Raw genomic sequence first — 21,625 nt, forward strand, 5'->3', positions numbered from 1 at the left:
GCGCTGTACTTATTAGTAAACCGCTTACTTAGCCTTGGTTAGTTCGCCGTCTTCCATGCGGTAGACCGCGTCCACGTGGTCGATTAGGCGCTCATCGTGGGTCACCATGATGATGCAGGTATCGTGTACCTTCGCCTGTTCACGTAGTAGCTCAGCGACCGCGAAGGCCTTCTTGGAGTCAAGGGCGGCGGTCGGTTCGTCCGCGAGGATCACGCTGGGGGTGGCGTACAGGGCGCGAGCAATCGCGGCACGCTGCTTTTCACCACCGGACAGGTCCGACTTGTACTTGTTCTTGAGCTTCAAGATGCCCAAGGATTCAAACAGTTCGTCGCGGTCCTTCTGAGTGTGACCGGGCTGGTTCTTGGTCTTTGCGACGCGATCGTACAGGTCAAGCTGTTCGTTCACGGTCAAGAAGGGGACCAGGTTAGCGGACTGCAGGATGAAGCCAATCTCATCCAGACGAGCCTTCGCGCGCTGCTTATCGCTTAGTTCGCTCAGGTCGCGGCCACCCACCTTGATGGTGCCACCGGTGGGGGTCTGTAGACCGCCAATGATGGTCAGCATGGTGGACTTGCCAGAACCGGACGGGCCGATCAACGCAATGAACTCACCCTTGCGGGCGGTGAAATCAGTGGGCTTTAGGGCGTGAATGGTTTCGTCACCCTGGGTGAAGTCCTTGTAAATGCCCTTCATTTCCACGATGATTTCGCCCTTTTCAGAGCTGTCCTCAGAGTCCTTTTCGGCGGCTTCTGGGGCGCTTTCTTCTGCCGAGGCCGCTTCCGCTTCTTTTTCTGCCAAGGGGGCAGTTTCAGTTTCCGTAGCTTCTGCTACCGGAGCTTCCTGGGTGGCTTCTGCAGGGCTTTCCTCTACCTGGTTTTCGGTAGTGGCTTGTGCTTCTGCACGGGCCTTTTCGGCTTCCTCTTGGACCCGTAGTTCGCGACGGGAAGGAATGTGGTTAGGATCGATATTCATTTTAATAACCTCACTTCAGCGCGATTAGCGGATCGATACGGGTAGCAGAGATGACAGAGAAGGCAGCGCCAATCAGGCTGAAGACCACCATGACGGCCCCAATAATGCCGAACAGCATCCACGGGACAGAGAAAGGTACGCCCTCGGGCATAGCGGCGGCGGTACCCAAAGTAATGGCGACGGCCAAGACGGAACCGAAAATCGAAAGGATCGCGGTCTGCCACATAACGGACATGCCGATCGTGCCATTGCCAATACCCTGCGCCTTCATGACGCCAAACAGGCGACGCTTTTGCAGGGTAAGGACGTAAACGAAGACGCCCAAAATGACGGCAGAAACCACAATCAAAGCGCCCACCATTAGTGCGAAGGTTAGGTTCTGAGCCTTCACGCCGGGGATATTGTCAATGAATTCCTTGCTGGTTTCAGCCTTCACCTTCGCGCCATCTAGACCGTTCTGGTCCGGGGTGCCCTTAGTGGCGATTGCGGAAACGGCGTTCTTGTACTGAATGCCGGTGGTCTGCCAATCGGGAATGTCCATGTAAACGATCGGGTAGGAACTGTAGGTCATATTGTGGGTGAAGCCCACGATCTTCAGGTCCTCGTCAGACTGGGTGGTCTTAATGGTGGAGCCCAGTTCGTAACCGTCCTGCTTGAGGGAGTCGTTTGCGACAACCTCGTGTGGGTCGGCGTACATGCGGCCCTCAGTAACCTTTGGGGCGGTGAAAGAATCAGGAGCCATACCGAAAGCGAAGGTGGTGACCTGCTCGTCGGAAGACTTTTCTAGAGTTAAAGGGGAAAGGCCAATCAAGGAAACCTTGTCCGCGGTAACTTTGCGGGCGTCGGTGATGGGGATGATTGAAGCCTGAACGGAGTCGTTAGAGTTTTCAGCCAGCGCGATATGGTCAGCATCCCAAGCGCTAATGCCCTGGGACATGATGGTCATCAGACCGACGGCTAGGCCGGTAAGGAAGAATACTAGGATTCCTACTAGGGTAATAACGGCCGTGATTAGGCCGAAGTGTTTTTTGTTGCGCTTAATTTCGCGTAACGCCAGGAACATTTTGCCTCCAATATTTAATAACACAACTATTGTGACAATGTGTCATAAAATATTGCAAGGGCAAGGCTCACTAAACCCCTGTGTGATCGGGCACCTTGTATGTTAGATAGGCAATAAAAGGCGAAAAATAAGTGTTTTGGCCGACTCTTACTGAGCGGAAGCGGGCATAGTCTGCACGGCAGTACCAGTCACGTTGACCATGATCATCGTGCCATTGCTCAAACCCGTGTAGTCAATCCTCACGCCCACAATCGCGTTCGCACCCACCTGCTGGGCGCGCTCCACCATCTCACCAATCGCGGACTCGCGAGCCTGGATGACCTCATCCTCATAGCCAGCCGAACGACCACCAAAAATATTACGCATGCCCGCGCCCAGGTCACGCAGCGCGTTAATGCCGGAAACGACCTCGCCAGAAACCAAACCTAGGTACCGAGTAATAACCTGGCCTTCAACATGGTCGGTAGTAGTTGCAATCATGGGGGAGTCCTTTAACTCTGGGGCCAAAACGGGCCGCGAATACAGTAACGAACAGCGACATCACTGTCCTTAAGAGGCATTTTATGCCCACCAAAGCACATTTGCCTAAATCCACACTGCTGCGATTAGTGTATTGACCCGCAGGCCGCTACAATGCTTCCTGAGGTTAATGACATGCAGTGACGTGTCGCCCTTAGAAAAGGCGCCAACTTGGGACAGCCTGCCCGCGCCCTCGGGAATGACGAGGTCGCCCGGTAAGTCCCCATAAAGAGCCGGATCCCGGGGGCGATGCAGCCCTTATCGGAAAGGAATCCAATGGCCGCCTCCCCTAAACCCTCACACCCCTTCTCTTGGAACCTACACGGCGATGGCCGCAAAATCGGCCCCGGCGAAGTAGTACTTCCCTCAGAGCGCCTAGCCTGGCCGCTCACCATCGGTATTGGCCTACAGCACGTGATCGCCATGTTCGGCGCCACCTTCCTAGTGCCCCTACTGACCGGCTTCGACCCGTCCACCACCCTATTCTTCACCGGCGTGGGCACCCTCCTGTTCATCCTGATCACCGCCGGGCGCCTACCCTCATACCTAGGCTCCAGCTTCGCGCTACTAGCCCCCATCGGGGCCGTCACCGGCTACGTCATTGACGGCGGCGTCCCGTTAGACTCCCACAAGCAGGCCCTAGCCCAGGGTGGCATTATCTCCGTCGGCCTGACCCTAGCGGTCATCGGCATCATCGTGCACTTCGCCGGAGCCGGCTGGATCGACAAGCTCATGCCCCCGGTAGTGACCGGCGCGATCGTGGCCCTAATCGGCTTCAACCTGGCCCCCGCCGCCTGGGGTTCCGTCCAGAAAGCCCCCGTCACCGCGGTTATCACCATCGTCTCCATCCTGCTGATCACCGTCCTGTTCAAGGGCATCATTGGCCGCCTGTCCATCCTGATCGGCGTGCTCATCGGTTACGTGGCCGCCATGATCCAGGGCGAAGTTAACTTCGAAGCGATCAGCAACGCCCCGATCGTGGGCCTCCCGGCTTTCCACGCCCCGGCCTTCGACCCCTCCACCCTGGGTCTGTTCATCCCCGTCGTCCTAGTCCTAATCGCAGAAAACGTCGGCCACGTTAAGTCCGTGTCCGCCATGACCGGCGAAAACCTAGACGACGTCACCGGCCGCGCACTATTCGCCGACGGTCTATCCACCGTCCTAGCCGGTACCGGTGGCGGTTCCGGTACCACCACCTACGCGGAAAACATTGGCGTTATGGCCGCTACCCGCGTTTACTCCACCGCTGCTTACGTGGTGGCTGCGATTACCGCCCTGGGCCTATCCATGTTCCCCAAGTTCGGTGCCATCATCGCGACCATCCCCGCCGGCGTGCTGGGTGGGGCCGCGACCGTCCTCTACGGCATGATCGGCATGCTGGGCGTCCGCATCTGGGTTCAGAACCGCGTGGACTTCGCTGACCCGGTAAACCTAAACACCGCCGCGGTTTCCATGATTGTGGCCATCGCGAACTACTCCCTCACCATTGGGGGCGCAAAGTTCGAAGGTATCGCCATTGGTTCTGCCTGCGCGATTGTCATCTACCACGTCATGCGTTGGGTATCTAAGGTTCGTGGCACTCGCCTAGAGGCCGCTAGCCCGGCTTCCGCCCCGGCTGGTGCGGACCTCGACTCTGAGGCTTACCGTAACCGTCACGCCTGAGCGTAGATTCTTTTTCCCGAGGACGCCTCCCACCAAGACGCGCCGGCACCTTTCCGGGTGCTTGCGTGCAAAGTGCGGGGGCCTCCTCGTCCTTTATTTGCCTTTGCGTGTGCTGACTTTGTGGAGGCGGTTCAACGCAGGCTAAACTGCAGGAAATCAAGGTGGATGAACTGGGTAAGGTTTACCCGGAAACTTGGAGCCCTTGGCGGCAAGTCCCTTAAAGCAGGAAGTGCTCGACCCCTGTGGTGGAGGCTATAAAATCGGCGCGCTGTCCGGTAGAATCAGTACATGGACACTAAGACTCTGCTTTTCATCTCTAAGGGCGGCACGAATGCGGCCATTGCGGCACTGTTTGTGCGCGCTGCCAATAAGGAAGGCGTAGAAGCTTTCGCGGCCTACACTGACCCGCAACTAAACGAACTAGACGGTACCGTCGCCACCATTCTGGCCGAGGATGGCCTAGACCTGACCGAGGTTACGCCCCTATTTTTGGGGGACGACCTAACCAAGTACGCCACCCACATCATTAACCTAAGCACTAACGTGGAAAGCGACAAGCCCACTTATCACTGGGAGATGGCCACAACCGATGGCCGGGATATCCCGCAGATCCGTCAGATGTTGGAAGAGCTACGCTGGGAAATTAAGGGACTGCTCGAAGAGCTAACCCACCCGCACTGAACCGGGGCGCTGGTCGCCACGCAGAGTTGAGTCCTGCTGGTCAGATAATGGTTCACTAGGTTTATTAGTTAAGGCGCCTACCCTTTGGGGCTGGCGCCTTAACTGTTCATTGGATCCCCTTAACTAGGGAAGTCTTTGGTGACTGCGGTAGATGCTATCCCATTTGGGTGAAAAAAGAATTGGGTATCCAGTCCTATGTGACCAGTTTCTTTATTGACTGGGCAGATTTTCAGTAGCAGGGGAGTGGCTCCAGCACATCGGCGGCCTTGACGTGACTAGGGCTTAGGCACGATACTCGAAAGCAGAAAACTTGCCCACCGTGTAACGCAGCTAAGGCAGCTGAAACCTTAAGATAGCTGGAAAAGAAAACATAAATAGGAGTGATTCGATGTCCCAGCAGCTAGTGGAAACCACTGACCGCCCACAGGTTGAACCATTCCGGGTGACGGTCCCGGCCACCAGCGCCAACCTAGGACCCGGCTTTGACTGCCTAGGCATCGCCCTGGGTCTATACAACCGTTTCGACTGCACTCCCGCCCAAAACTTTGAAATCACCGGGGTGGAACGCACCTACGCCGGCCCCGATAACCTATTCTGGCGAGCCTTCAACGCCACCCGCGAAGTCATTATCGAACGCGGACTACCGGACCCCGGCCAGCTACAGGTCAAGTTCGACGCGGAAATCCCCAACGGCCGCGGCCTGGGTTCTTCCGCCGCGCTCTTCGTTGGTGGGGCAACCGCCGCGAACCACATGGCCGGTAACCCGCTTACCCCGCAGGAACTCTTCGAAATCTGCGCGACCCTAGAGGGGCACCCAGATAACGTGGCCCCGGCCCTCTTCGGTGGCATGACCGCCAGTTTCCGCGAGGGCACTGACGTTTACGCCTACCAGCTGGACCTAGACCGCCGCTTCTTCTTCACTGCCCTGATCCCGGACTTTACGGTCATCCCGGACCAGAGTCGCGCGGTCCTACCAGAGCGCCTACCCATCCCGGATGCGGTCTACAGTCTGTCCCGCGCCGTGGTCCTATCCCACGCTTTTGGGGCCGGCGATGCCGAGGTCGTGTCCGCCGCCCTTTCTGACCGGATCCATGAGCCTTACCGAGGGCGCCTAATTTCGGACCTAGCAGAGATCCGCGCCCGCATTCTGGGTCAGGGCGCTCTGGGCGTGACCATTTCGGGTTCGGGTTCGACCTTGCTGGTGGTTTGGGATGCGGCCGGGGAGCGCGAAGTCCCCGAAGCTAAAGACCTACCCTTGGATGGTTTGACTGCCACTTGGACCGCTAAGGATCTGCCCGTGCACATGGGCGGCCCTTTCGTAGACCCCCTGGGTGACCTGTAAGTTTAAACGTACTTCGGACGTAGCCTGAGCGATTTCGAGGGGTTACGAAGAAGAGTTTTTGAACTATGTGGACACTTTAGTAATAGTTACGACATCCACTTTGGGTCACATTTGAAAAGCTATTCAGTAATAGGACTTACTTAGTTGAGCCTATTTGCTTGCACGCGTTCGATAATCTCGATGTGTCGTCAGAAGCAAGGGTTCAACTAAGAATCTTTTATTGTGTCCTAACTTTTCCAGAACGGGTGTATGTTTTTCGGTAGGAATACTCGGTGTGCGGCTCTATTGGATATATTATTTGCGTATGAGTTGGTACACAGATCATGCTTGGTGGGCTTTAATCGTCGCAGTTCTTTCCGGCGGAGGAAATTTTTATTGGAACTGGAAAAATTCGAAGAACTCTGCAAAACCGAAATATGCGTTTGAAATTTATCAAGCCAAGAAAGCGGTTTTTCCTGAGAAAACATGGATTCTAAAGAATACTGGTAGTAAACCCGCAATTGGAATCGAGATTTTCTTGTCCCCCGGATTTTTCCCCGAGGGCTGGGAATATCCGATCGAGCGTTTTCCCAATGAGCCAACTGATCTTTATCCAGGGGAGTTTTTAACATTCGGGATGGGAAAGTATGGAGAGTGGACACCCAAAGTAGATTTAAGATCTAGAATGCTATATCCGAGTCGGCTTTTGGTTTCTTGCAAGGGCTTGAAGAAACCCCTTACTGTCGCTGTATCTCTACCTGTAGTTGGAGATTGATAACCAATTGCCTCTTCGGGGTAGTGAAGAATAAATAATACGAATGTTCCAAGGGTATGATTATTTATCTCAATTATTCTTCTGGAATCTACGCGAAAGTGATAGCTGTTCAGTGCCCGGAGTGCTTTGCCAAGAATCTGACAATAGCATCTTGGCGAGAATGGAATTATGCATCATACTGTCTGCCTGAATGAATAGAGGTGGAAATACCTGTATCGGTGCAGGCTCGCACGCGAGCTAGGTTATGCCGTGAATGATGGTACTCGATACAGGAAAATCGAGACTAAAGCTGACGAAATTGCGGCAGGTCTATTTCTTGCCCGAGTCGAATACGCCTATGCTGGGATTATCTGCGAAGGCGTCCCCGGCACGATCGCAGCCGCACTTGATATGACTCTGAGTAGTGTTCAAGCTGCACGAAGGGTTTCTGAAAAACAACGAAGGATAGAGGAGTTTAAATGTTCTTTAAAGGAGTTAATGGTCAGATCGATTTTGATGGCCAGAAAGTAACTATTACTCGTGAGGGTTTCATGGCTCGTGCTTCCCAGGGTCGGTCTAGTAAAGTCCTACACTTGCACCAGATTGCAGCGGTACAGTACAAGCCGCCGTCGCGCTTAGTGAATGGTTTTATTCAGTTTAGTGTTTCTGGTGAATTGTCTGAAAAGGTAGCTCTTAAAGGGCAGCGTACTAAAGCTGCAGCGCAGGATGAAAACGCTGTAATCCTATGGCATAAGCATAAGGAAGAAGCTGAAGCATTGGTTGATGCTATTAATGATGCTCTCGCTGCCCAACATCAGCCCACAGGCGAGGGAAGTTCTGCAGGAACTGATATTGAGAAGCTTGCTGAATTACACTCGCAGGGTATCCTTACCGATGAAGAGTTTGCCGCTGCTAAAGCAAAAGCGCTAGGGCTCTAAATCTCGAGCCGCTCCGACTACTTTTAGGTTAATTCTTCGCCGCGTCGTGGTGTTCAGTTTTAATAGTGTAGTGCGATCGATATATAAATGTGGTCACCACAGGCTATGAGTGTGGCGTAGGTTGTGTCCTGTTTATGCGCTCATGGTAAGGCACATGATGTAGGCTAGGGAATTTTAACTTGTTCATGAATTAGACGGTCGAATTCATTATGTTTGAAAATCTTCGGAAGAATTTTTTAAAGGGCGCAACTGATGCCCTAGGGATTGCGATCAGTATTGCCCTGATGCTGGTCTTGCCGCTGGCACTTTCCGCGGTGGCCCTTTGGGTGCTGTGGCAATTCCATGGGCTTAATCTGACCTTTGGGTTTGGGGTAATCTTCTTTGCATCCACCATTATTGGCTTCCTGCTTCAGGTGGGGGTGTCAGATTTCTTAGACCGAATGGTCGAAATGTATGTCCAGCGTAAAGCCCTAGCGGTGGTCGTTGACTTTATTCTGGGGGTTCTGATCTTCCAGTTGGCTTATGCCTTTATCCTGCCCGGCATGCAATCCCTCTACGCCGCTGTTTATGTGGTGGTAATCGAAGTGGTTCTAATGCTGCTCTTTGATCTTGACAGCATTTCTTAACCTAGCTGCTCCGATTTTCTTTTGCTTATAGATTCTGAAACAGTAGGGTGCAATAAAACATAGTGATACTAACAAAGTACGTAGGATGGGTGTTGATCACTGTTTGAATTCTGCCTCTAGTATGAGTAGTGAAGAAAACCTAGTTATATCTAAGCCATTTTTAATTTAGTTTTAGCTCAGGTTTTGCCTGGAAGGGATGAGGGTTTTAATGGTTAACTCTGTTACAAAGCTTTTAAGTCTAATGCGAGAATGGAATTCGTTTGTAGAGTTTACGGGTGTTGACAGTAGCAACTGTATTGACGAAGTACAAAGTTATGCCACGTCGTTTGCTCTGCAGGTTAGTGATGCTGTTCGAGAACTAGAGGGCGCTGATAACTGTGAAACTGATTTAACAATCTGCAAGGATTTACTCAAAGATTACTTACCGCGCTTTTTTGGACGAACTACATTCAAATTTGACCGATATGTTTTGAGATCTGTCGAAGCTGCTGAAGAAAATTTAGGTAGGATTATTCCGCTTCCTCATTATTTGAGTAGGGAGGAAATCGATGACTTACGTGCTTCCTTTGAGGAACTTCTTGTTTTAGCGGATGGACTAGAAAAGTATTCTAATTATCTCTTCCGAATTCTAAATATCGAGGTAAAAAGAGGACTTGAGCTCGTTGTCGATATTGAGCCAGAATCATTAAATTATATAGCTCTTCATGAAGTGTTATTTAAAGTTATGGGAATTTTTACAATGTTACTCATGCTTTTATCCGAGCAGCAGGAAGATTCAGCAAAGCGAGAAGGGCTATTTAATCTTTGGAAACGGTTCGCTAGACAGTGCGTGGCATGGGGAGCAGATGTTAGCGCATCGGCAGTGGGTGAAATATTGGCTGGAACGATAGAATCCTTAATTCCGTAGGGGTAACTGCATGGTCTTTCCAATTATTTAATGAATAAGCCATGAGTTTGGAAAGGTTAATGATTCTAATGCATGCTGCCTAGGTCTTTGCGAACGTAGCTAATTTCATTTATTGCGCAGTTGACCGCAACGATCATTGGCACTTTGAATCGAGCTACGGAATTCTTGACTATACTTTTCAAAGAGATACGAACCGTGTGAGTCAGTTATTGATTCAATAATTCCAGTTAAAGCCTCCGCGGTATTGCCGGTGTCTGTTGACAAGATTGAATCTGTGGCGTACTTGCTGGCATTTGTTGCGCTTGTACGCATGCTGTCTAACTTGCCCATTAAGTTATTCATGTCCCGATCGGTACCATCAATGGCTTTTTGAGCGAGTGTCTGGATCTCTTGCGAACCCTTAATTACAGTGGTGACTAGATTGCATGCTCTTTGGTCGCCGTCGCTTAGTTGAGTGGTTGCTCTAGGACTATTTGTTCCATTATCTTTGTCGGCCCCGCATCCAGCTAATGAAAGAGAAATTGCAATAGTAGCAAGTGCGAATGAACGAATCTTCAAATTCATATTTTTAGGATAGTTTAGCTGTGATTATCTTTCCAACAGAAAGGGAACCGTGTTAAAAACTCAATGTTTAGTTTCAAATTAACGATGCAAATTCTATAGTGTATTGGCTTTTATAAAAGCAAATATATCTTGCGTGGAAATAATAAAAACCCCGGTATTCCAACGAATACCGGGGTTATCTGCGGAGGATGGGGGATTCGAACCCCCGAGGGCTTGCACCCAACACGCTTTCCAAGCGTGCGCCATAGGCCACTAGGCGAATCCTCCTAAGACAAAGAAAGACTATACCGGAAGATTTTCCTCACGTCTAATCACAGATAGTTAAATTGGCCGCATTACTGGCAAGGAAGAAAACCAAAAACCTAGTACCTAAGCGAAAAAGCCCAAAAAATAGCGCACCCTCGGCGGGGGAAAGGAACAAAACGACCTCAGAACGGGCAGATCCTATGTATAATAGTGCGCGGATCCTCGCGTGACGGTATCGCACGAACCTCCCCAGGGCAGAAATGCAGCAAGGATAAGGGCGCTCTGCCGGGTACGCGGGGATTCTTAGTATCCAGAACCGCATACGCTGCCACCACCAGCGTCCAGAACACATGCACTGCCCATCACCAGCGCAATCTGAACGGACTGCGTCAACACAGTGCCACGGGAGACTCTAAATGGGGATCATCGACCTGATTAACTACTGGATGTACCTCTACATCCTAGTTGCCCTGCTAGTAGGCGTCGGACTAATCCTGACTGTCGTCACCAAAGGCGTGCAATTCATGCACCCCAAGCTGCTCTGGCAGTCCGTAGTCCGCTCCGGAAATAAAGACAACCCCGAAGCCGCCAACGAAAAAATCGACGGCATCTCATCCTTCCAAGCCTTCACCGTAGGCCTAGCCTCCCGCGTGGGCGTAGGTAATATCTCCGGCGTGGCCCTGGCACTAGTCGCCGGCGGCCCCGGCTCCCTATTCTGGATGTGGATCGTCGCCCTAGTGGGCATGGCCTCCAGCTTCGTCGAATCCACCCTAGCCCAGATCTTCAAAGAAAAAGACGCTGACGGCACCTTCCGAGGCGGCCCCGCCTACTACATCAAAAACGGCCTACGCCTACCCAAACTAGGCGCCTTCTTCGCCGTCCTTATCCTGTTCTCCGTAGGTATCTGCGTGGTCATGGTCCAGTCCAATACCGTCGCCGACATGGTGGCCAGCTCCCACCAGGTCCCGCACTGGGTTACCGGCCTAATCCTGGCCCTACTAACCGCGCCGGTCGTCATCGGCGGCCTCAAGTCCGTCGCCAAAGTGACCTCTTGGCTGGCACCCATCATGGCCCTGGTTTACGTGGCCGCCGCGATCGTGGTCCTAGTGCTCAACTACCGCGAAATCCCCACCGTCTTTTCTCAGATCATCGGTGGTGCCTTCGGTACCAACCAGGCCATGGCCGGAATCGGTGGCGGCATTCTGGCTGCCATCCTGAATGGTACCCGCCGTGGGGTCTTCTCTAACGAGGCCGGTCTAGGTTCCGTCCCCAACGCCGCCGGTACCGCCACCGTCGCCCATCCCGTCCGTCAGGGCTACATTCAAGCCTTCGGCGTTTTCGTGGACACCATCCTGGTCTGTTCCGCCACCGGCTTCCTGATCATCATGGCCACCAACACCTACCAGCCCGGCGTGGACCTAAGCGAACAGGGTGCCTCCCTAACCCAGAGTGCCCTAGCGGAACACCTAGGCACCTGGACCGGCTGGCCCATGGAAATCCTGCTGCTAGTCCTAGTGTTCTCTACCGTCCTAGGCTGCTACTCATACGGCCAAGTAAACGTCGACTACCTAGTCGAACAGGCCGGCGGTAAAGCCGACCAGCACCTAGTGGCCCGTCGCCTCTTTGCCGTGGTCGTCACCATCGCCACCTTCACCGGTACCGTCTTCCCGCTACCCTTCGTCTGGTCCCTAGCGGACGTGGCCCTAGGTATTGGGGCGATCATCAACCTGGTCGTAATCGTGGTCCTAGTCCCCTGGGTACTAGATGCCCTCAAGGACTTCTACGGCCAGTCCAAGGCTGGTAAAGACCCGATCTACCACGCTATTCAGCGTCCCAATACTCGCGGTGAAATCCCCGCGGGTGTCTGGGAATAAAAACCCCAAGGAGTCCAATGACGCAGCCCCAGATAGTTTTCTACGGAGACTCTATAGTTAGCGGTTACCTACGCGGCGGCAGCCCCGATACCCGCTTCAGTAGCATCCTGGCGAACCTGCTGGGCGCGCAAGAACTCAACTACGCCATTGACGGCCTAGGCTACCTAGCGCAGCCCCCGGTCGGGCCTGACACCATCGAGCTGATTCAACAAAACATGCTCAAACAGGCCCCCAAAGCGGACCTGCTGATGGTCTGCCTAGGCGTCAACGACGTCCCCCTCATGCGGGATTACGCCCCGCAGGTCTTCGCGGCCGTCCACGAGCAACTCACGCAGATCGCTGAGGCCCGAAACGGCCAGCCCACCCTGATCAGCATGTACTACCCGGGAACCCAACTAGGGGAGCGATCCCTAGCCCTAGTGGACTACCTAGAACAGCAGTGCCAAGAACTAGGACTGACCTTCACCCGGGCCCTAATTGGGGCCACCGGTGGGCTACCCCAGTTCCACCACAATGATCGGATCCACCCCAACCCAGCCGGTCACGCCCTGCTAGCCCAAGCAGCTTTGGCCGCAGTGCGCGAACTTCACGTGCCCGCCCTGCAAGGCACCACTGAAGACCGTTAAAGTTATCCCATGAGTACCGCACTATACCGACGCTACCGGCCCCAAACCTTCGAAGAAGTAATCGGGCAAGAACACGTAACGCAGCCCCTCCAGGCCGCCCTAAAATCCGGGCGAATCAACCACGCGTACCTGTTCTCCGGCCCGCGCGGGTGCGGCAAAACCACCTCGGCTCGAATCCTGGCCCGCTGCCTAAACTGCGTTGAAGGCCCCACCGACACCCCTTGCGGTAAGTGCCCCTCTTGTGTGGAACTAGCGACCGGCGGACCTGGCTCCCTAGACGTCGTCGAAATCGACGCCGCCAGCCACAATGGTGTCGATGATGCTCGTGACCTACGTGAACGCGCCAGCTTCGCGCCCGTCCGCGACCGCTACAAGGTGTTCATCCTGGACGAGGCCCACATGGTCACCCCGCAGGGCTTCAACGCCCTACTGAAACTGGTGGAAGAACCCCCGCCGCACATTAAGTTCGTCTTCGCGACCACCGAACCCGATAAGGTCCTGGGGACCATCCGTTCGCGTACCCACCACTATCCCTTCCGCCTGGTTCCGCCCGACACCATGGGCAAGTACCTGAACCAGCTGTGCGAGTCTGAAAATATTCACGTCGAGGATGGCGTGCTGCCCCTAGTTATGCGTGCCGGTGGCGGGTCCGTCCGTGACTCCCTCTCCGTCCTAGACCAGCTCATGGCCGGGGCCGAGGAAGGTACCGTCACCTACCAGCGGGCCGTTTCCCTACTTGGTTTCACCGACGAGGGCCTCATGGAGGCCACCATTAACGCCCTAGCTGAACGTAACGGACCGCAGGCTTTCCAGGCCGTTGAGTCCCTGGTTGGTTCCGGGCATGACCCGCGTCGATTCGTGGAAGACCTACTGCAGCGACTACGCGACCTGGTGATCCTGGCGGTCGCGGGGGAGCGTGCTGACAGTATCTTCGCGGCGCTGCCCTCTGACCAGCTGGAACTAATGAAGCGTCAGGCTGCTGCTTTTGGTGGGGCTCGCCTATCCCGTGCTGCCGATCTGACCGCGGAAGCTTTTACCACCATGAACGGGGCTACCAGCCCTCGCTTGCTGTTGGAACTACTGTTGGCCCGCATTCTTATGGCTACGGGGGCTAGCCCCTCGCCGGCCGTGCAGCTAGGACAGGGGGAAGCGGCAGGTACTGCTGAGGCTCCGGTAGTGGGTGCTCCGGTGTCGGGTGAGTCAGCGCCAAGTGCGGCCGGTGGTGCTGGTATGGGTGCCGGCGCAACCTCGGCCCCCGGTAATGCGGCTGCAGCTGCCCCCGCGGCTGGTGGAGCTGGAGCCACTGGCGGGAACTCTGCCATGCACCAAGTACTGGCCATGACCGGCCGGATGAGCGCCCAGGAAGCCCCTAAGGAACAGACCGCTAAGGAAACGGAGGCGGCTGCCCCCGCACCGGCGCCGGCTCAGGAACCGGCAACCGAAGCTAAACCTTCCGAAAGTGCGGCCCCGCAGGTTTCCGAAACTAAGATCGAAGAACCTGAGGAAACCCCGTCCAGCCCGCAGGTAGAAGCCATTGCTCAGGCCACCAAGGAATCCACCGTGGCCACTCCGGAAGAGATCGTGGAAGAGCAGGCCGAATCTGAAACCGCCGCGGAACCGGTCACCCTAGAATCTGACCCTGAAGCGAACCCCGCCGGCCCGGCCGACGTGAAGGACGCGCAGGAAGAACCCGAGGTGGAAGCTCCGTCTGCCACTGCCGCCCCTGAGGCCCCCGTTTCGGCTGAGTCCCCGGCCAGCCCGGCACCCTCGGAAACCCCGGAGCAACCTGCCGAACAGGGCAATGAGCCGGCTGCCAGCCCGGCAACGCCAGAGCCCGCCGCCCCGGCGGTCCCGCCCACGCCCGCAGATCGCCGCAAGGAGCTAGCTGCCGCCTGGGACCAGATCCGCGCCACCGCCGAAAACAAGAGCCGCTTACTACTGCAGTTCATTGACCAGTGCCTACGCCCCGGCCCGCTAGCCGGCGACGGTTTCCAGTACCTGATCATCCAGAGCGAAGGTCAGATCGAGATGGCCAACCGTCGCTACCTGCCGGACCTAGTGCCGATTATCGAAAACCAACTGCAGCACCCCGTCAAGATCCGCGTCGCCACTGAAAACCAGGTCGCCCAGCTAGTCTCTGACGCCATGGCCGCCCCAGAAGCAGCCACCCCGAAAGTAGCCACCCCGGAACCTGCTGCTCCGGCAGGGGGACCCCAGGCTTCAGCCCCCGAAGCACCAAAAAAAGCTGAGGGGCTCGCGGCCCCCGAAACTCGCGCAGCCACCCCAGAACCCGCTGCGCCCGTAACACCCCCGCAGCCTGAAATCCCCGAGGACGACCCCTTCCTAGACGGTTGGGGACCCGTAGCCGTACCCGGACAAGGCCTACACGCCAACCCGGAACCCGCACAAAACCAAGCGGAAACCCCGGCCCAGAACCAGGCTGAAAGCCAGGGCCCAGCCGCGGCGGAAACCACGGCGGAAGCCCAGTCCGGCCCAGCAGCGGAACCCGAACAAGAAGCCGAAACTATTAAGGCTGCCAACCAGGACACTGCCTCGGAAACAGCCTGGGAAGCGGTCGCGCCCGCCGCAGCCACCCCGGGAACTGAACCCGCTGACCCGGAAGAACCCCAGGACGCCGACGCCTACTGCGACTTCGACGATGACGAGGACGAAGAACCGCTAACCCCCGAACCCGCCACCTCGGCGGCACCCAGCAGCCCGGGCAGCCTAGGCACTACCAACCCGGCCGCCACCAACACTGCCGCCCCCGCCTTCGGGACCGTCGCCAGCCTAAGCGGCAGCGCGGGCAGTGAACTGTCCTGGAAGGAACGGATCGAACAGACCGCCCGCCAAATCGAAACCATTCACCAACAGCAAGAAGCCCAAGACTTCACCTTCGACGACGCTGACATGCCTTCAGAGTTCGACGAAGAATACACCGGTGAAACCGAACTGGCCGGAGTCAAAGTAGTTGCCGAAGTCCTAGGGGCAACGGTGATCAAAGAAAGCATTGAGGGATAAATAGCGTGTACGAAGGCGCCATCCAAGACCTAATCGACGAACTAGGCCAACTACCCGGAGTCGGACCCAAATCCGCCCAACGCATCGCCTTCCACATTATGGAAGCCGAAACCGAGGACGTAGAACGACTCCGCGCCGCCCTAGCCGCCGTCAAAACCCGCGTCAAACACTGCGAAACCTGCGGCAACCTAGCCGAAGGGGAACAGTGCAGCATCTGCCTAGACCCCCGACGCGACCAAAGCACCATCTGCGTCATCGAACAAGCCCCCGACGTACAAGCCATCGAACGCACCCACGCCTACCGCGGCCTGTACCACGTCCTAGGCGGAGCCATTGACCCCATCCGCGGGATCGGCCCCGAACAGCTACGCATCCGCCAGTTGCTGGCCCGACTGCAAAACTCAGAAGTCAAAGAAATCGTCATCGCCACCGACCCCAATATCGAGGGCGAAGCCACCGCCACCTACCTGGCACGCATGCTGGAAACCATGAACATCCCCACCAGCCGCCTAGCCCTAGGCCTACCCGTCGGCGGGGACCTAGAATACGCGGACGAAATCACCCTCTCCCGGGCCTTCGAAGGCCGCCGGATCATGTAGGGAGATACTGCAGCTAAAAGCAATGTGGGGACTACCAAACCGGTAGTCCCCACATCTAATTCGACTCTGTGTGCTTTCGGGGCTGTACCCGCTCTACTAAAGCGCGGTTTTCCACGCCTTAGCAGCTAGCTGGTAAGCCTTGCCGTGACACCGTCACTGTCAGGCGATACGCACACCAGGCTGGAGCTTCTTATAAGGCAGCTTCAACCGGGCACTACCACGCCAGACAAAGACCCAAAGCATGCCCACATAGATGAACAAGGCAACGATCCAGTCATAAGTGATTAGATTTCCGGTGACCACGAAGCCGGCCGGCTGTAGATCCTCAAGCGTCTTAACGCCATCACCACCACAATCATGAGGGTAAACGCCCGAAGAAATTCGGTCGCTGTTATTGGTGAAAGCAGTGGAGTAGCGGTAGGTAGTGTTCATTATCTGCAGCGAAGAAAAACCCTTAAGGTTAATGTGCTCCAAGGAAGCTTTACCAGTCTCAACGGGGATACCCAAGGGGCCAACCGACAGCAGGATCGGGTTAATGCCGTTCAACCACCAGAGGTTAATCGAGGGAGCCACTGAATGACGCTCTTCAAACCTACAGAATTCCCGGGGGTAGGGAGCCCCTTGCTTTAGTGCCTGCATTTCAGACTCAGAAAGCGAGGAATTCGCCGGATCGTCCAGAGCCCTACGGTATTCAGGCTTCAAGGTGCTGGTTTCAATGACGGCCCCAGAGCGCGGTGACATGAAAGTTGCGTAGGCCGAAATGATCAACGGGCCGATCATTAAGCCAAATAGGACCGCAAAGGTAATACCCAGCGAACCAGCTGTTCGTTTAGCAACACTAGAGGTATAAACGGCTAGGCCTGAGATCGTCAAAACCACAATCGAACTGACCAGCAGCATTGTGATTCGCGGAATGATCAAACCAAAATTCGCCAAAAATAAGGTTGGCAACATGATGACCAAAGAAACCGCCGGGACCATCATGGCGGCGATCCAAGAGCTGAAAATCTTGCCCCAAATAATGGCCGAAGAAGAAATCGGGGTAATCTGCAATACCGCTAGGGTGCGGTTATTACGGTCACCGTTAATCGCTGAAGCACCCCAAATCGCAGCCAAAAGTGAGGCCATACCAACTGAGATGAAGTAGGACGTATCGAAGATTGCCCCAATGGTGATGCCAAAGAAATCATCGCTTAGGGAATACTGCGGGCTGGTGATGATCGGGAATAGGGAAATAAAGGCCACTAGACCTAGGGAAATGCCCAGTACCCACTTGAACTTCGTGGTCCTAAAACGCTGGCGTAGATCCAGCTTAGTAACTAGCCAAATATCAGTCATCGGAACCCTCCAAGTTCAAGAATGCAGCCTCAAGCTGGTTAGTAGCTGCCTGGAACTCCAGTACCGAAATGCCGGCCTGAGCTAGATCCTGAAGCAACCTAGGGGCGTCCTCTTCTGAACGCAAAGTGCAGAGGAAATACTCGCGGCCATTGTGCATTTGGAACTCAAAAGCCAAGCCAATGCTCTGTGCCCACTGGGCTAGCTGCTGCGGGTTAGAAGCCCGAACCATCCAACGCACCCCAGTCGACTGAGGCAGATCCACATTCCGACCCTGATTAATCATGACGGGCTCATCAATCATGCCCTCCAACTCAGAGAGCACGTGAGAGGAAACCACCACGGTAGCCCCAGCCCGCGCATAAGCCCGAAGCTGGTCACGCAAACGCATCCGCGAACGCGGATCCATCCCGTTAGTGGGCTCATCAAGTAGCAGCACTGCCGGATTCTGAATAATCACGCGCGCAAAACCCAGACGCTGCTTCTGCCCCCTAGAAAGGGAAGAAACCGGCATTGTGGCCTTCTCTAACAGGCCCGCCATCTCAAGCAGCTCATGAACCCGCTGGGGGATAACCGCCTCAGGCAAGTGATAGAAACGCGCAAAAGTTTCTAGAATCTCAGTGCAGGTCAAGGAGTCCCACATGCCGAAGTCATCGGGCATCCAACCTAGCTGCGCGCGGGCATTGGCTGAATCGGTCATGATGTCATGGCCATTAATCTGGGCCGAACCTGAATCGGGTGCTAATAGTCCCGCCAGAATCAGAAGAAGGGTGGTCTTACCGGAACCATTAGGTCCGACCAGGCCGTAGACCCGTCCCGGAGCTAAATCTAAATTGACTCCGTTAAGGGCACGCACCTCCCCGAAAGAACGGGTTAAACCTTGGGCTTTAATACTCATGGGTAAACCCTAGCAGACTAATAATCACGAAAATAGTGGCATGGATAGTTTTCCCCAAGAAAAACCACGACTATTTACCCGCGTGGATGATTAACCCCAAAATTCGTCCTGATCTTTCCTAAAAATCGCGTCCGGTTCGCCAAAATTTGCCGGAATCGACCCGAAAAGCACCGGGAAAACGTCAATGGGGAATAAAGTCCCACCTGAACCTGTTAACCTTAGTATCAGATCTAATCGGCCGAAAGGCCCGATGACCGAAATAAACAATACGGAGGAACCCTCATGGCCATCGTTGAACTAAACGAACAGAACCTAGACCAGACCCTATCCGAAAACGACATTGTCATCCTCGACTTCTGGGCACCCTGGTGTGGTCCTTGCCGTCAGTTCGGCCCCATCTTCGAAGCCACCTCTAACGAGGTAGAAGGCGTCGTCTTCGGCAAGATCAACACTGATGAAGAACAGCAGATCGCCGCTGCCGCCGGCATCTCCTCCATCCCCACCGTGATGGTCTTCCGCGAGCAGATCCCGGTCTTCCGTCAATCCGGTGCCCTACCGGCAGCCGCCCTAAAGGACGTCCTAGAGCAGGTCAAGAACCTAAACATGGACGAAGTCCGCGCCCAGATCGAAGCTCAGGATAACTGAGCCCAGTCGAAGCTAAATGGCTGATCAAAGACATTCAGAGCGCACCCTGCGGGAACTAAACCCGCGCGGGTGCGCTCTACTAATTCCCCTCAACGCCCCCGACCGTGCCGGACTACAAAGCCAAGCCGCCCAAGCGCGCGGCCTAGCCGATGCCGTCGAAGTACGCCTAGACCAACTAGCGGAACTACCCGAACTCATCAAAAACGGTGACTTCGCCTGGCTCAACCAAATCCGGGAAGCAGCCAGTACCCCAATCATCGGGACCATCCGCACTGCCGGCCAAGGCGGAAACTGCGAACTAGACTTCTGGGATTACGCAGAAGCCGTCGCGGAACTAGCCAAGTACTGCGAATTCGTGGACCTAGAATGGGACTCGGAAATGCCCGAACCCATCCTGCAAGGCCTGATCACCGCCATCCAAAACGGGGGAGCGGCCGTCATCCTCTCAGTGCACCACTGGGAAGAAATGCCGCCCATGGCTGACGTGGACAGCTTCTTCAACAAAGCCCGCATCAACGGCGTCAACATTGCCAAGATCGCGGTGATGCCGGACAACCTGCCCCAGGTCGCGCAGCTCCTACAGGTGCTGGCACGAAACCAAAATGGCCCCATGGAAACCCTAGCGATCGCCATGGGTCCCCTAGGCAGTGTCAGTCGCGCAGTGGGACACCTATTCGGCAACTGCGCCACCTTCGCGGCCCTACCGGGAACTGAAGGATCCGCCCCCGGGCAACTGCCCGCGGAAAGACTAGCGGGCGTCCTCGACTCCCTTGCCGGTCTGATCCCACCCGCCTAGTTGCACGCTTAAAGCTAAGCCCTGTTAAGGCAAAACGAAGACCCCCACTAAAAAGTGGGGGTCAAACGTATCTGAGGAACTAAAACCTAGTGGACAACCGGGCAGATCGAAGAAGTCCGCGCCTGCGGGCGAGCCTGCTCCAAGTCCTGCTTCGCGGCCTCGACCAAAGCCTGGTAGCGTGCCCGATCCGTAGGCGGAACTTCTGCACCTAGAGCGCGCAGAATAAACTCTTCAGTCTCAATGATGGTGCCCGCGTAATCGTGCGGTTCACGGCTGACAATCCCGGCAGTCAACGTGGCGTGCACTAGGCGAACCAAGGTCTCAGTGCGGCCCTCCGCAATCACGCCCTGACGCATGGCGTCACGCAAAATACTGCGCAGCATATCTTCCACAATGGTGGCGTGCGCAGAAAGCTCCATGGCGGTTTCCGGGGTCACTGCCGAACGGAGCGAAGTACCGGTAGTCAGGTGGGTGGTGGCGTTTAGGCGCAGCTGCGATTCGACGTACATGCGAATCCGCTCGATCGGGTCCTCGATCGGGGCCAGAGCCTCAGAGATCTGCTTTGCGTACTGGCGGGTCACCTCAGTGATGTAACCCAAGAGTAGGGATTCCTTGTCAGCAAAGTGATTGTAGATCGCGGTCCGGCCAATCTGGGCGGTGGCGGCAATCTCTGACATGGTGATCGCTTCGAAACCCTTCTCATCTAGAAGCTGAGCCAGCGCGTCGAAGAGTTTATTACGAGTTTGCGCGCGGTGTTCTTCCAGATTGGAACCGATAATCTTAGGCACGGTCGCCCTCCAAGCTTGTTGACAACACAGTGTCATAATGTAAATGACAATATGGTGTCATAATAAACCCAAAAATCAGGTTATGGGTACTAAAAAGACGAAGCTCACCTGCGCCCTCGGCAAAAAACGTCAACGAAAGCCCAGAAGAAGGTACTTAGTCCGCTAAATCCGGGCGCAAAGTATCCCTAATCGCCGCAATAATCGGCAGGTCCGCCGGCAACCAATCCAAGTCAAAAACCTGATCCCAAGGCACCCAACGCAGCTCCTGATGGCCCTCACCCGGAACCAACTCAGGCGTCCCCGCCGGAATCAACTGCGCCGGCCAAACCCGCATCCGCAACTCGCCAACCAGCGGCCAATCCCGGGCCTCCTGCGCATCCTGCGGACGATTCGCAGAAAAATCACCATCCACCTGATCCTGGTAGCGGCCACCCTGCGCATAAAGCTCCCGCCAAGCCTGCCGAGTCGCCTCATCCAACTGCGCAATCCGCGCCGGCACTACCTGGCCCAAATCCACGCGCACGCCCAGCTCTTCGGCTAACTCCCGGTGTAGGGCCGCAGCCGGATCCTCGCCCGGTTCAACCTTCCCGCCCGGCAGCTCCCAACGGCCCGCCAGCTCTGCCGGATAGGACCGCTGTGCACACAATAAAACCTGCGGATTACTTAGTTCGTCAACGATTGCTGCCGCTACTACCAGTTTGCTCATGCTCACCACCATAAAACCTTCTCTGCCGAAATACCTGCCGAGGTCGCTTCCCCCACACCGAAATCCGTCACCAAAGCGCCCACA

Annotated in this window: 20 protein-coding genes, 1 tRNA gene, 1 other RNA gene and 1 pseudogene; 14 read left to right on the top strand and 9 right to left on the bottom strand. The window is 55.4% G+C overall.

Translation table 11 applies throughout. The features are described from left to right. Positions 1-24 precede the first annotated feature (24 nt). The 3 genes from BSR28_RS05005 to BSR28_RS05015 form a co-directional block, all read right to left on the bottom strand. A complete protein-coding gene (locus BSR28_RS05005; protein WP_331203661.1) occupies positions 25-972 on the bottom strand; it encodes an ABC transporter ATP-binding protein in 948 nt (315 codons plus the stop codon). A 10-nt stretch (positions 973-982) separates the two neighbouring features. Continuing rightward, the gene (locus tag BSR28_RS05010; RefSeq protein WP_073713526.1) at positions 983-2,035 is read right to left on the bottom strand and encodes an ABC transporter permease; all 1,053 of its coding nucleotides are present in this window, start codon (positions 2,033-2,035) and stop codon (positions 983-985) included. 147 nt (positions 2,036-2,182) lie between these two features. Further along, on the bottom strand, positions 2,183-2,515 hold the full coding sequence (locus BSR28_RS05015) for a YbjQ family protein (RefSeq protein ID WP_073709636.1): 333 nt from the start codon (positions 2,513-2,515) through the stop codon (positions 2,183-2,185). A gap of 315 nt (positions 2,516-2,830) precedes the next feature. On the opposite strand from BSR28_RS05015, the gene BSR28_RS05020 reads away from it, so the two are divergent. The 7 genes from BSR28_RS05020 to BSR28_RS05050 all read left to right on the top strand — a co-directional run bounded on the left by BSR28_RS05020 (position 2,831) and on the right by BSR28_RS05050 (position 9,443). Further along, positions 2,831-4,216, top strand: coding sequence for a uracil-xanthine permease family protein (locus tag BSR28_RS05020; protein WP_073709635.1), 1,386 nt, complete (start codon positions 2,831-2,833; stop codon positions 4,214-4,216). 288 nt (positions 4,217-4,504) lie between these two features. Continuing rightward, entirely contained in the window at positions 4,505-4,897 is a 393-nt protein-coding gene (locus BSR28_RS05025) for a hypothetical protein (protein ID WP_073709634.1), read from the top strand. A gap of 388 nt (positions 4,898-5,285) precedes the next feature. Then, positions 5,286-6,239, top strand: a complete 954-nt coding sequence (gene thrB, locus BSR28_RS05030; protein WP_073713527.1) for a homoserine kinase — start codon at positions 5,286-5,288, stop codon at positions 6,237-6,239. Between the two features lie 304 nt (positions 6,240-6,543). Further along, positions 6,544-6,993 carry a hypothetical protein gene (locus BSR28_RS05035; protein WP_143237591.1) on the top strand — a complete coding sequence of 150 codons (450 nt, stop codon included), beginning with the start codon at positions 6,544-6,546 and terminating at the stop codon, positions 6,991-6,993. A 458-nt stretch (positions 6,994-7,451) separates the two neighbouring features. Then, positions 7,452-7,910 carry a DUF4429 domain-containing protein gene (locus BSR28_RS05040; protein ID WP_073713529.1) on the top strand — a complete coding sequence of 153 codons (459 nt, stop codon included), beginning with the start codon at positions 7,452-7,454 and terminating at the stop codon, positions 7,908-7,910. Positions 7,911-8,119: 209 nt separating this feature from the next. Next, positions 8,120-8,536, top strand: a complete 417-nt coding sequence (locus BSR28_RS05045; protein WP_073713530.1) for a hypothetical protein — start codon at positions 8,120-8,122, stop codon at positions 8,534-8,536. 208 nt (positions 8,537-8,744) lie between these two features. Beyond that, positions 8,745-9,443, top strand: coding sequence for a hypothetical protein (locus BSR28_RS05050; RefSeq protein ID WP_073713531.1), 699 nt, complete (start codon positions 8,745-8,747; stop codon positions 9,441-9,443). A gap of 105 nt (positions 9,444-9,548) precedes the next feature. Here the strand turns inward: BSR28_RS05050 and BSR28_RS05055 are convergent, their stop codons facing one another. Continuing rightward, positions 9,549-10,007, bottom strand: a complete 459-nt coding sequence (locus BSR28_RS05055; RefSeq protein ID WP_073713532.1) for a hypothetical protein — start codon at positions 10,005-10,007, stop codon at positions 9,549-9,551. A 182-nt stretch (positions 10,008-10,189) separates the two neighbouring features. After that, positions 10,190-10,274, bottom strand: a tRNA-Ser gene (locus tag BSR28_RS05060). A gap of 192 nt (positions 10,275-10,466) precedes the next feature. Between BSR28_RS05060 and ffs the strand changes: the two genes are divergently transcribed. From ffs to recR, 5 genes are all read left to right on the top strand, one after another. Beyond that, an RNA gene (gene ffs, locus BSR28_RS05065) (signal recognition particle sRNA small type) lies at positions 10,467-10,562 on the top strand. Between the two features lie 107 nt (positions 10,563-10,669). Continuing rightward, positions 10,670-12,127: an alanine/glycine:cation symporter family protein gene (locus BSR28_RS05070; protein WP_073713533.1), complete on the top strand. Its 1,458-nt coding sequence runs from the start codon at positions 10,670-10,672 to the stop codon at positions 12,125-12,127. A 17-nt stretch (positions 12,128-12,144) separates the two neighbouring features. After that, complete coding sequence (locus BSR28_RS05075) at positions 12,145-12,753, top strand: SGNH/GDSL hydrolase family protein (RefSeq protein WP_073713534.1); 609 nt, start codon at positions 12,145-12,147, stop codon at positions 12,751-12,753. A 9-nt stretch (positions 12,754-12,762) separates the two neighbouring features. Then, positions 12,763-15,774, top strand: coding sequence for a DNA polymerase III subunit gamma and tau (locus BSR28_RS05080; RefSeq protein ID WP_073713535.1), 3,012 nt, complete (start codon positions 12,763-12,765; stop codon positions 15,772-15,774). Further along, the gene (gene recR, locus BSR28_RS05085; protein WP_073709627.1) at positions 15,771-16,373 is read left to right on the top strand and encodes a recombination mediator RecR; all 603 of its coding nucleotides are present in this window, start codon (positions 15,771-15,773) and stop codon (positions 16,371-16,373) included. Before BSR28_RS05080 ends, recR begins: the two co-directional genes overlap by 4 nt. Before the next feature lie 159 nt (positions 16,374-16,532). On the opposite strand, the gene BSR28_RS05090 is transcribed toward recR, so the two are convergent. Then, positions 16,533-17,711, bottom strand: a complete 1,179-nt coding sequence (locus tag BSR28_RS05090) for an ABC transporter permease (protein ID WP_073713536.1) — start codon at positions 17,709-17,711, stop codon at positions 16,533-16,535. Beyond that, positions 17,704-18,606, bottom strand: a complete 903-nt coding sequence (locus tag BSR28_RS05095) for an ABC transporter ATP-binding protein (RefSeq protein ID WP_073713537.1) — start codon at positions 18,604-18,606, stop codon at positions 17,704-17,706. Before BSR28_RS05095 ends, BSR28_RS05090 begins: the two co-directional genes overlap by 8 nt. A 270-nt stretch (positions 18,607-18,876) precedes the next feature. On the opposite strand from BSR28_RS05095, the pseudogene trxA reads away from it, so the two are divergent. Together trxA and BSR28_RS05105 are read left to right on the top strand one after the other, a co-directional pair. After that, positions 18,877-19,251 (top strand): annotated as a pseudogene (trxA, locus tag BSR28_RS05100) (thioredoxin); the annotation flags it as partial. 16 nt (positions 19,252-19,267) lie between these two features. Then, positions 19,268-20,047, top strand: coding sequence for a type I 3-dehydroquinate dehydratase (locus tag BSR28_RS05105; protein ID WP_073713538.1), 780 nt, complete (start codon positions 19,268-19,270; stop codon positions 20,045-20,047). An 86-nt stretch (positions 20,048-20,133) separates the two neighbouring features. Here the strand turns inward: BSR28_RS05105 and BSR28_RS05110 are convergent, their stop codons facing one another. Both BSR28_RS05110 and BSR28_RS05115 read right to left on the bottom strand, forming a co-directional pair. After that, entirely contained in the window at positions 20,134-20,835 is a 702-nt protein-coding gene (locus BSR28_RS05110) for a TetR/AcrR family transcriptional regulator (protein WP_073709622.1), read from the bottom strand. 154 nt (positions 20,836-20,989) lie between these two features. Beyond that, entirely contained in the window at positions 20,990-21,541 is a 552-nt protein-coding gene (locus BSR28_RS05115; protein ID WP_180372230.1) for a (deoxy)nucleoside triphosphate pyrophosphohydrolase, read from the bottom strand. Positions 21,542-21,625 lie beyond the last annotated feature (84 nt).

The organism is Boudabousia liubingyangii (assembly GCF_001907245.1).
Lineage (GTDB): Bacteria > Actinomycetota > Actinomycetes > Actinomycetales > Actinomycetaceae > Boudabousia > Boudabousia liubingyangii.

Coding starts and splice junctions, on each gene's coding strand:
- BSR28_RS05005 (WP_331203661.1), bottom strand. CDS start 972: ATGAATATCGATCCTAACCACATTCCTTCCCGTCGCGAACTACGGGTC.
- BSR28_RS05010 (WP_073713526.1), bottom strand. CDS start 2,035: ATGTTCCTGGCGTTACGCGAAATTAAGCGCAACAAAAAACACTTCGGC.
- BSR28_RS05015 (WP_073709636.1), bottom strand. CDS start 2,515: ATGATTGCAACTACTACCGACCATGTTGAAGGCCAGGTTATTACTCGG.
- BSR28_RS05020 (WP_073709635.1), top strand. CDS start 2,831: ATGGCCGCCTCCCCTAAACCCTCACACCCCTTCTCTTGGAACCTACAC.
- BSR28_RS05025 (WP_073709634.1), top strand. CDS start 4,505: ATGGACACTAAGACTCTGCTTTTCATCTCTAAGGGCGGCACGAATGCG.
- thrB (WP_073713527.1), top strand. CDS start 5,286: ATGTCCCAGCAGCTAGTGGAAACCACTGACCGCCCACAGGTTGAACCA.
- BSR28_RS05035 (WP_143237591.1), top strand. CDS start 6,544: ATGAGTTGGTACACAGATCATGCTTGGTGGGCTTTAATCGTCGCAGTT.
- BSR28_RS05040 (WP_073713529.1), top strand. CDS start 7,452: ATGTTCTTTAAAGGAGTTAATGGTCAGATCGATTTTGATGGCCAGAAA.
- BSR28_RS05045 (WP_073713530.1), top strand. CDS start 8,120: ATGTTTGAAAATCTTCGGAAGAATTTTTTAAAGGGCGCAACTGATGCC.
- BSR28_RS05050 (WP_073713531.1), top strand. CDS start 8,745: ATGGTTAACTCTGTTACAAAGCTTTTAAGTCTAATGCGAGAATGGAAT.
- BSR28_RS05055 (WP_073713532.1), bottom strand. CDS start 10,007: ATGAATTTGAAGATTCGTTCATTCGCACTTGCTACTATTGCAATTTCT.
- BSR28_RS05070 (WP_073713533.1), top strand. CDS start 10,670: ATGGGGATCATCGACCTGATTAACTACTGGATGTACCTCTACATCCTA.
- BSR28_RS05075 (WP_073713534.1), top strand. CDS start 12,145: ATGACGCAGCCCCAGATAGTTTTCTACGGAGACTCTATAGTTAGCGGT.
- BSR28_RS05080 (WP_073713535.1), top strand. CDS start 12,763: ATGAGTACCGCACTATACCGACGCTACCGGCCCCAAACCTTCGAAGAA.
- BSR28_RS05090 (WP_073713536.1), bottom strand. CDS start 17,711: ATGACTGATATTTGGCTAGTTACTAAGCTGGATCTACGCCAGCGTTTT.
- BSR28_RS05095 (WP_073713537.1), bottom strand. CDS start 18,606: ATGAGTATTAAAGCCCAAGGTTTAACCCGTTCTTTCGGGGAGGTGCGT.
- BSR28_RS05105 (WP_073713538.1), top strand. CDS start 19,268: ATGGCTGATCAAAGACATTCAGAGCGCACCCTGCGGGAACTAAACCCG.
- BSR28_RS05115 (WP_180372230.1), bottom strand. CDS start 21,541: ATGAGCAAACTGGTAGTAGCGGCAGCAATCGTTGACGAACTAAGTAAT.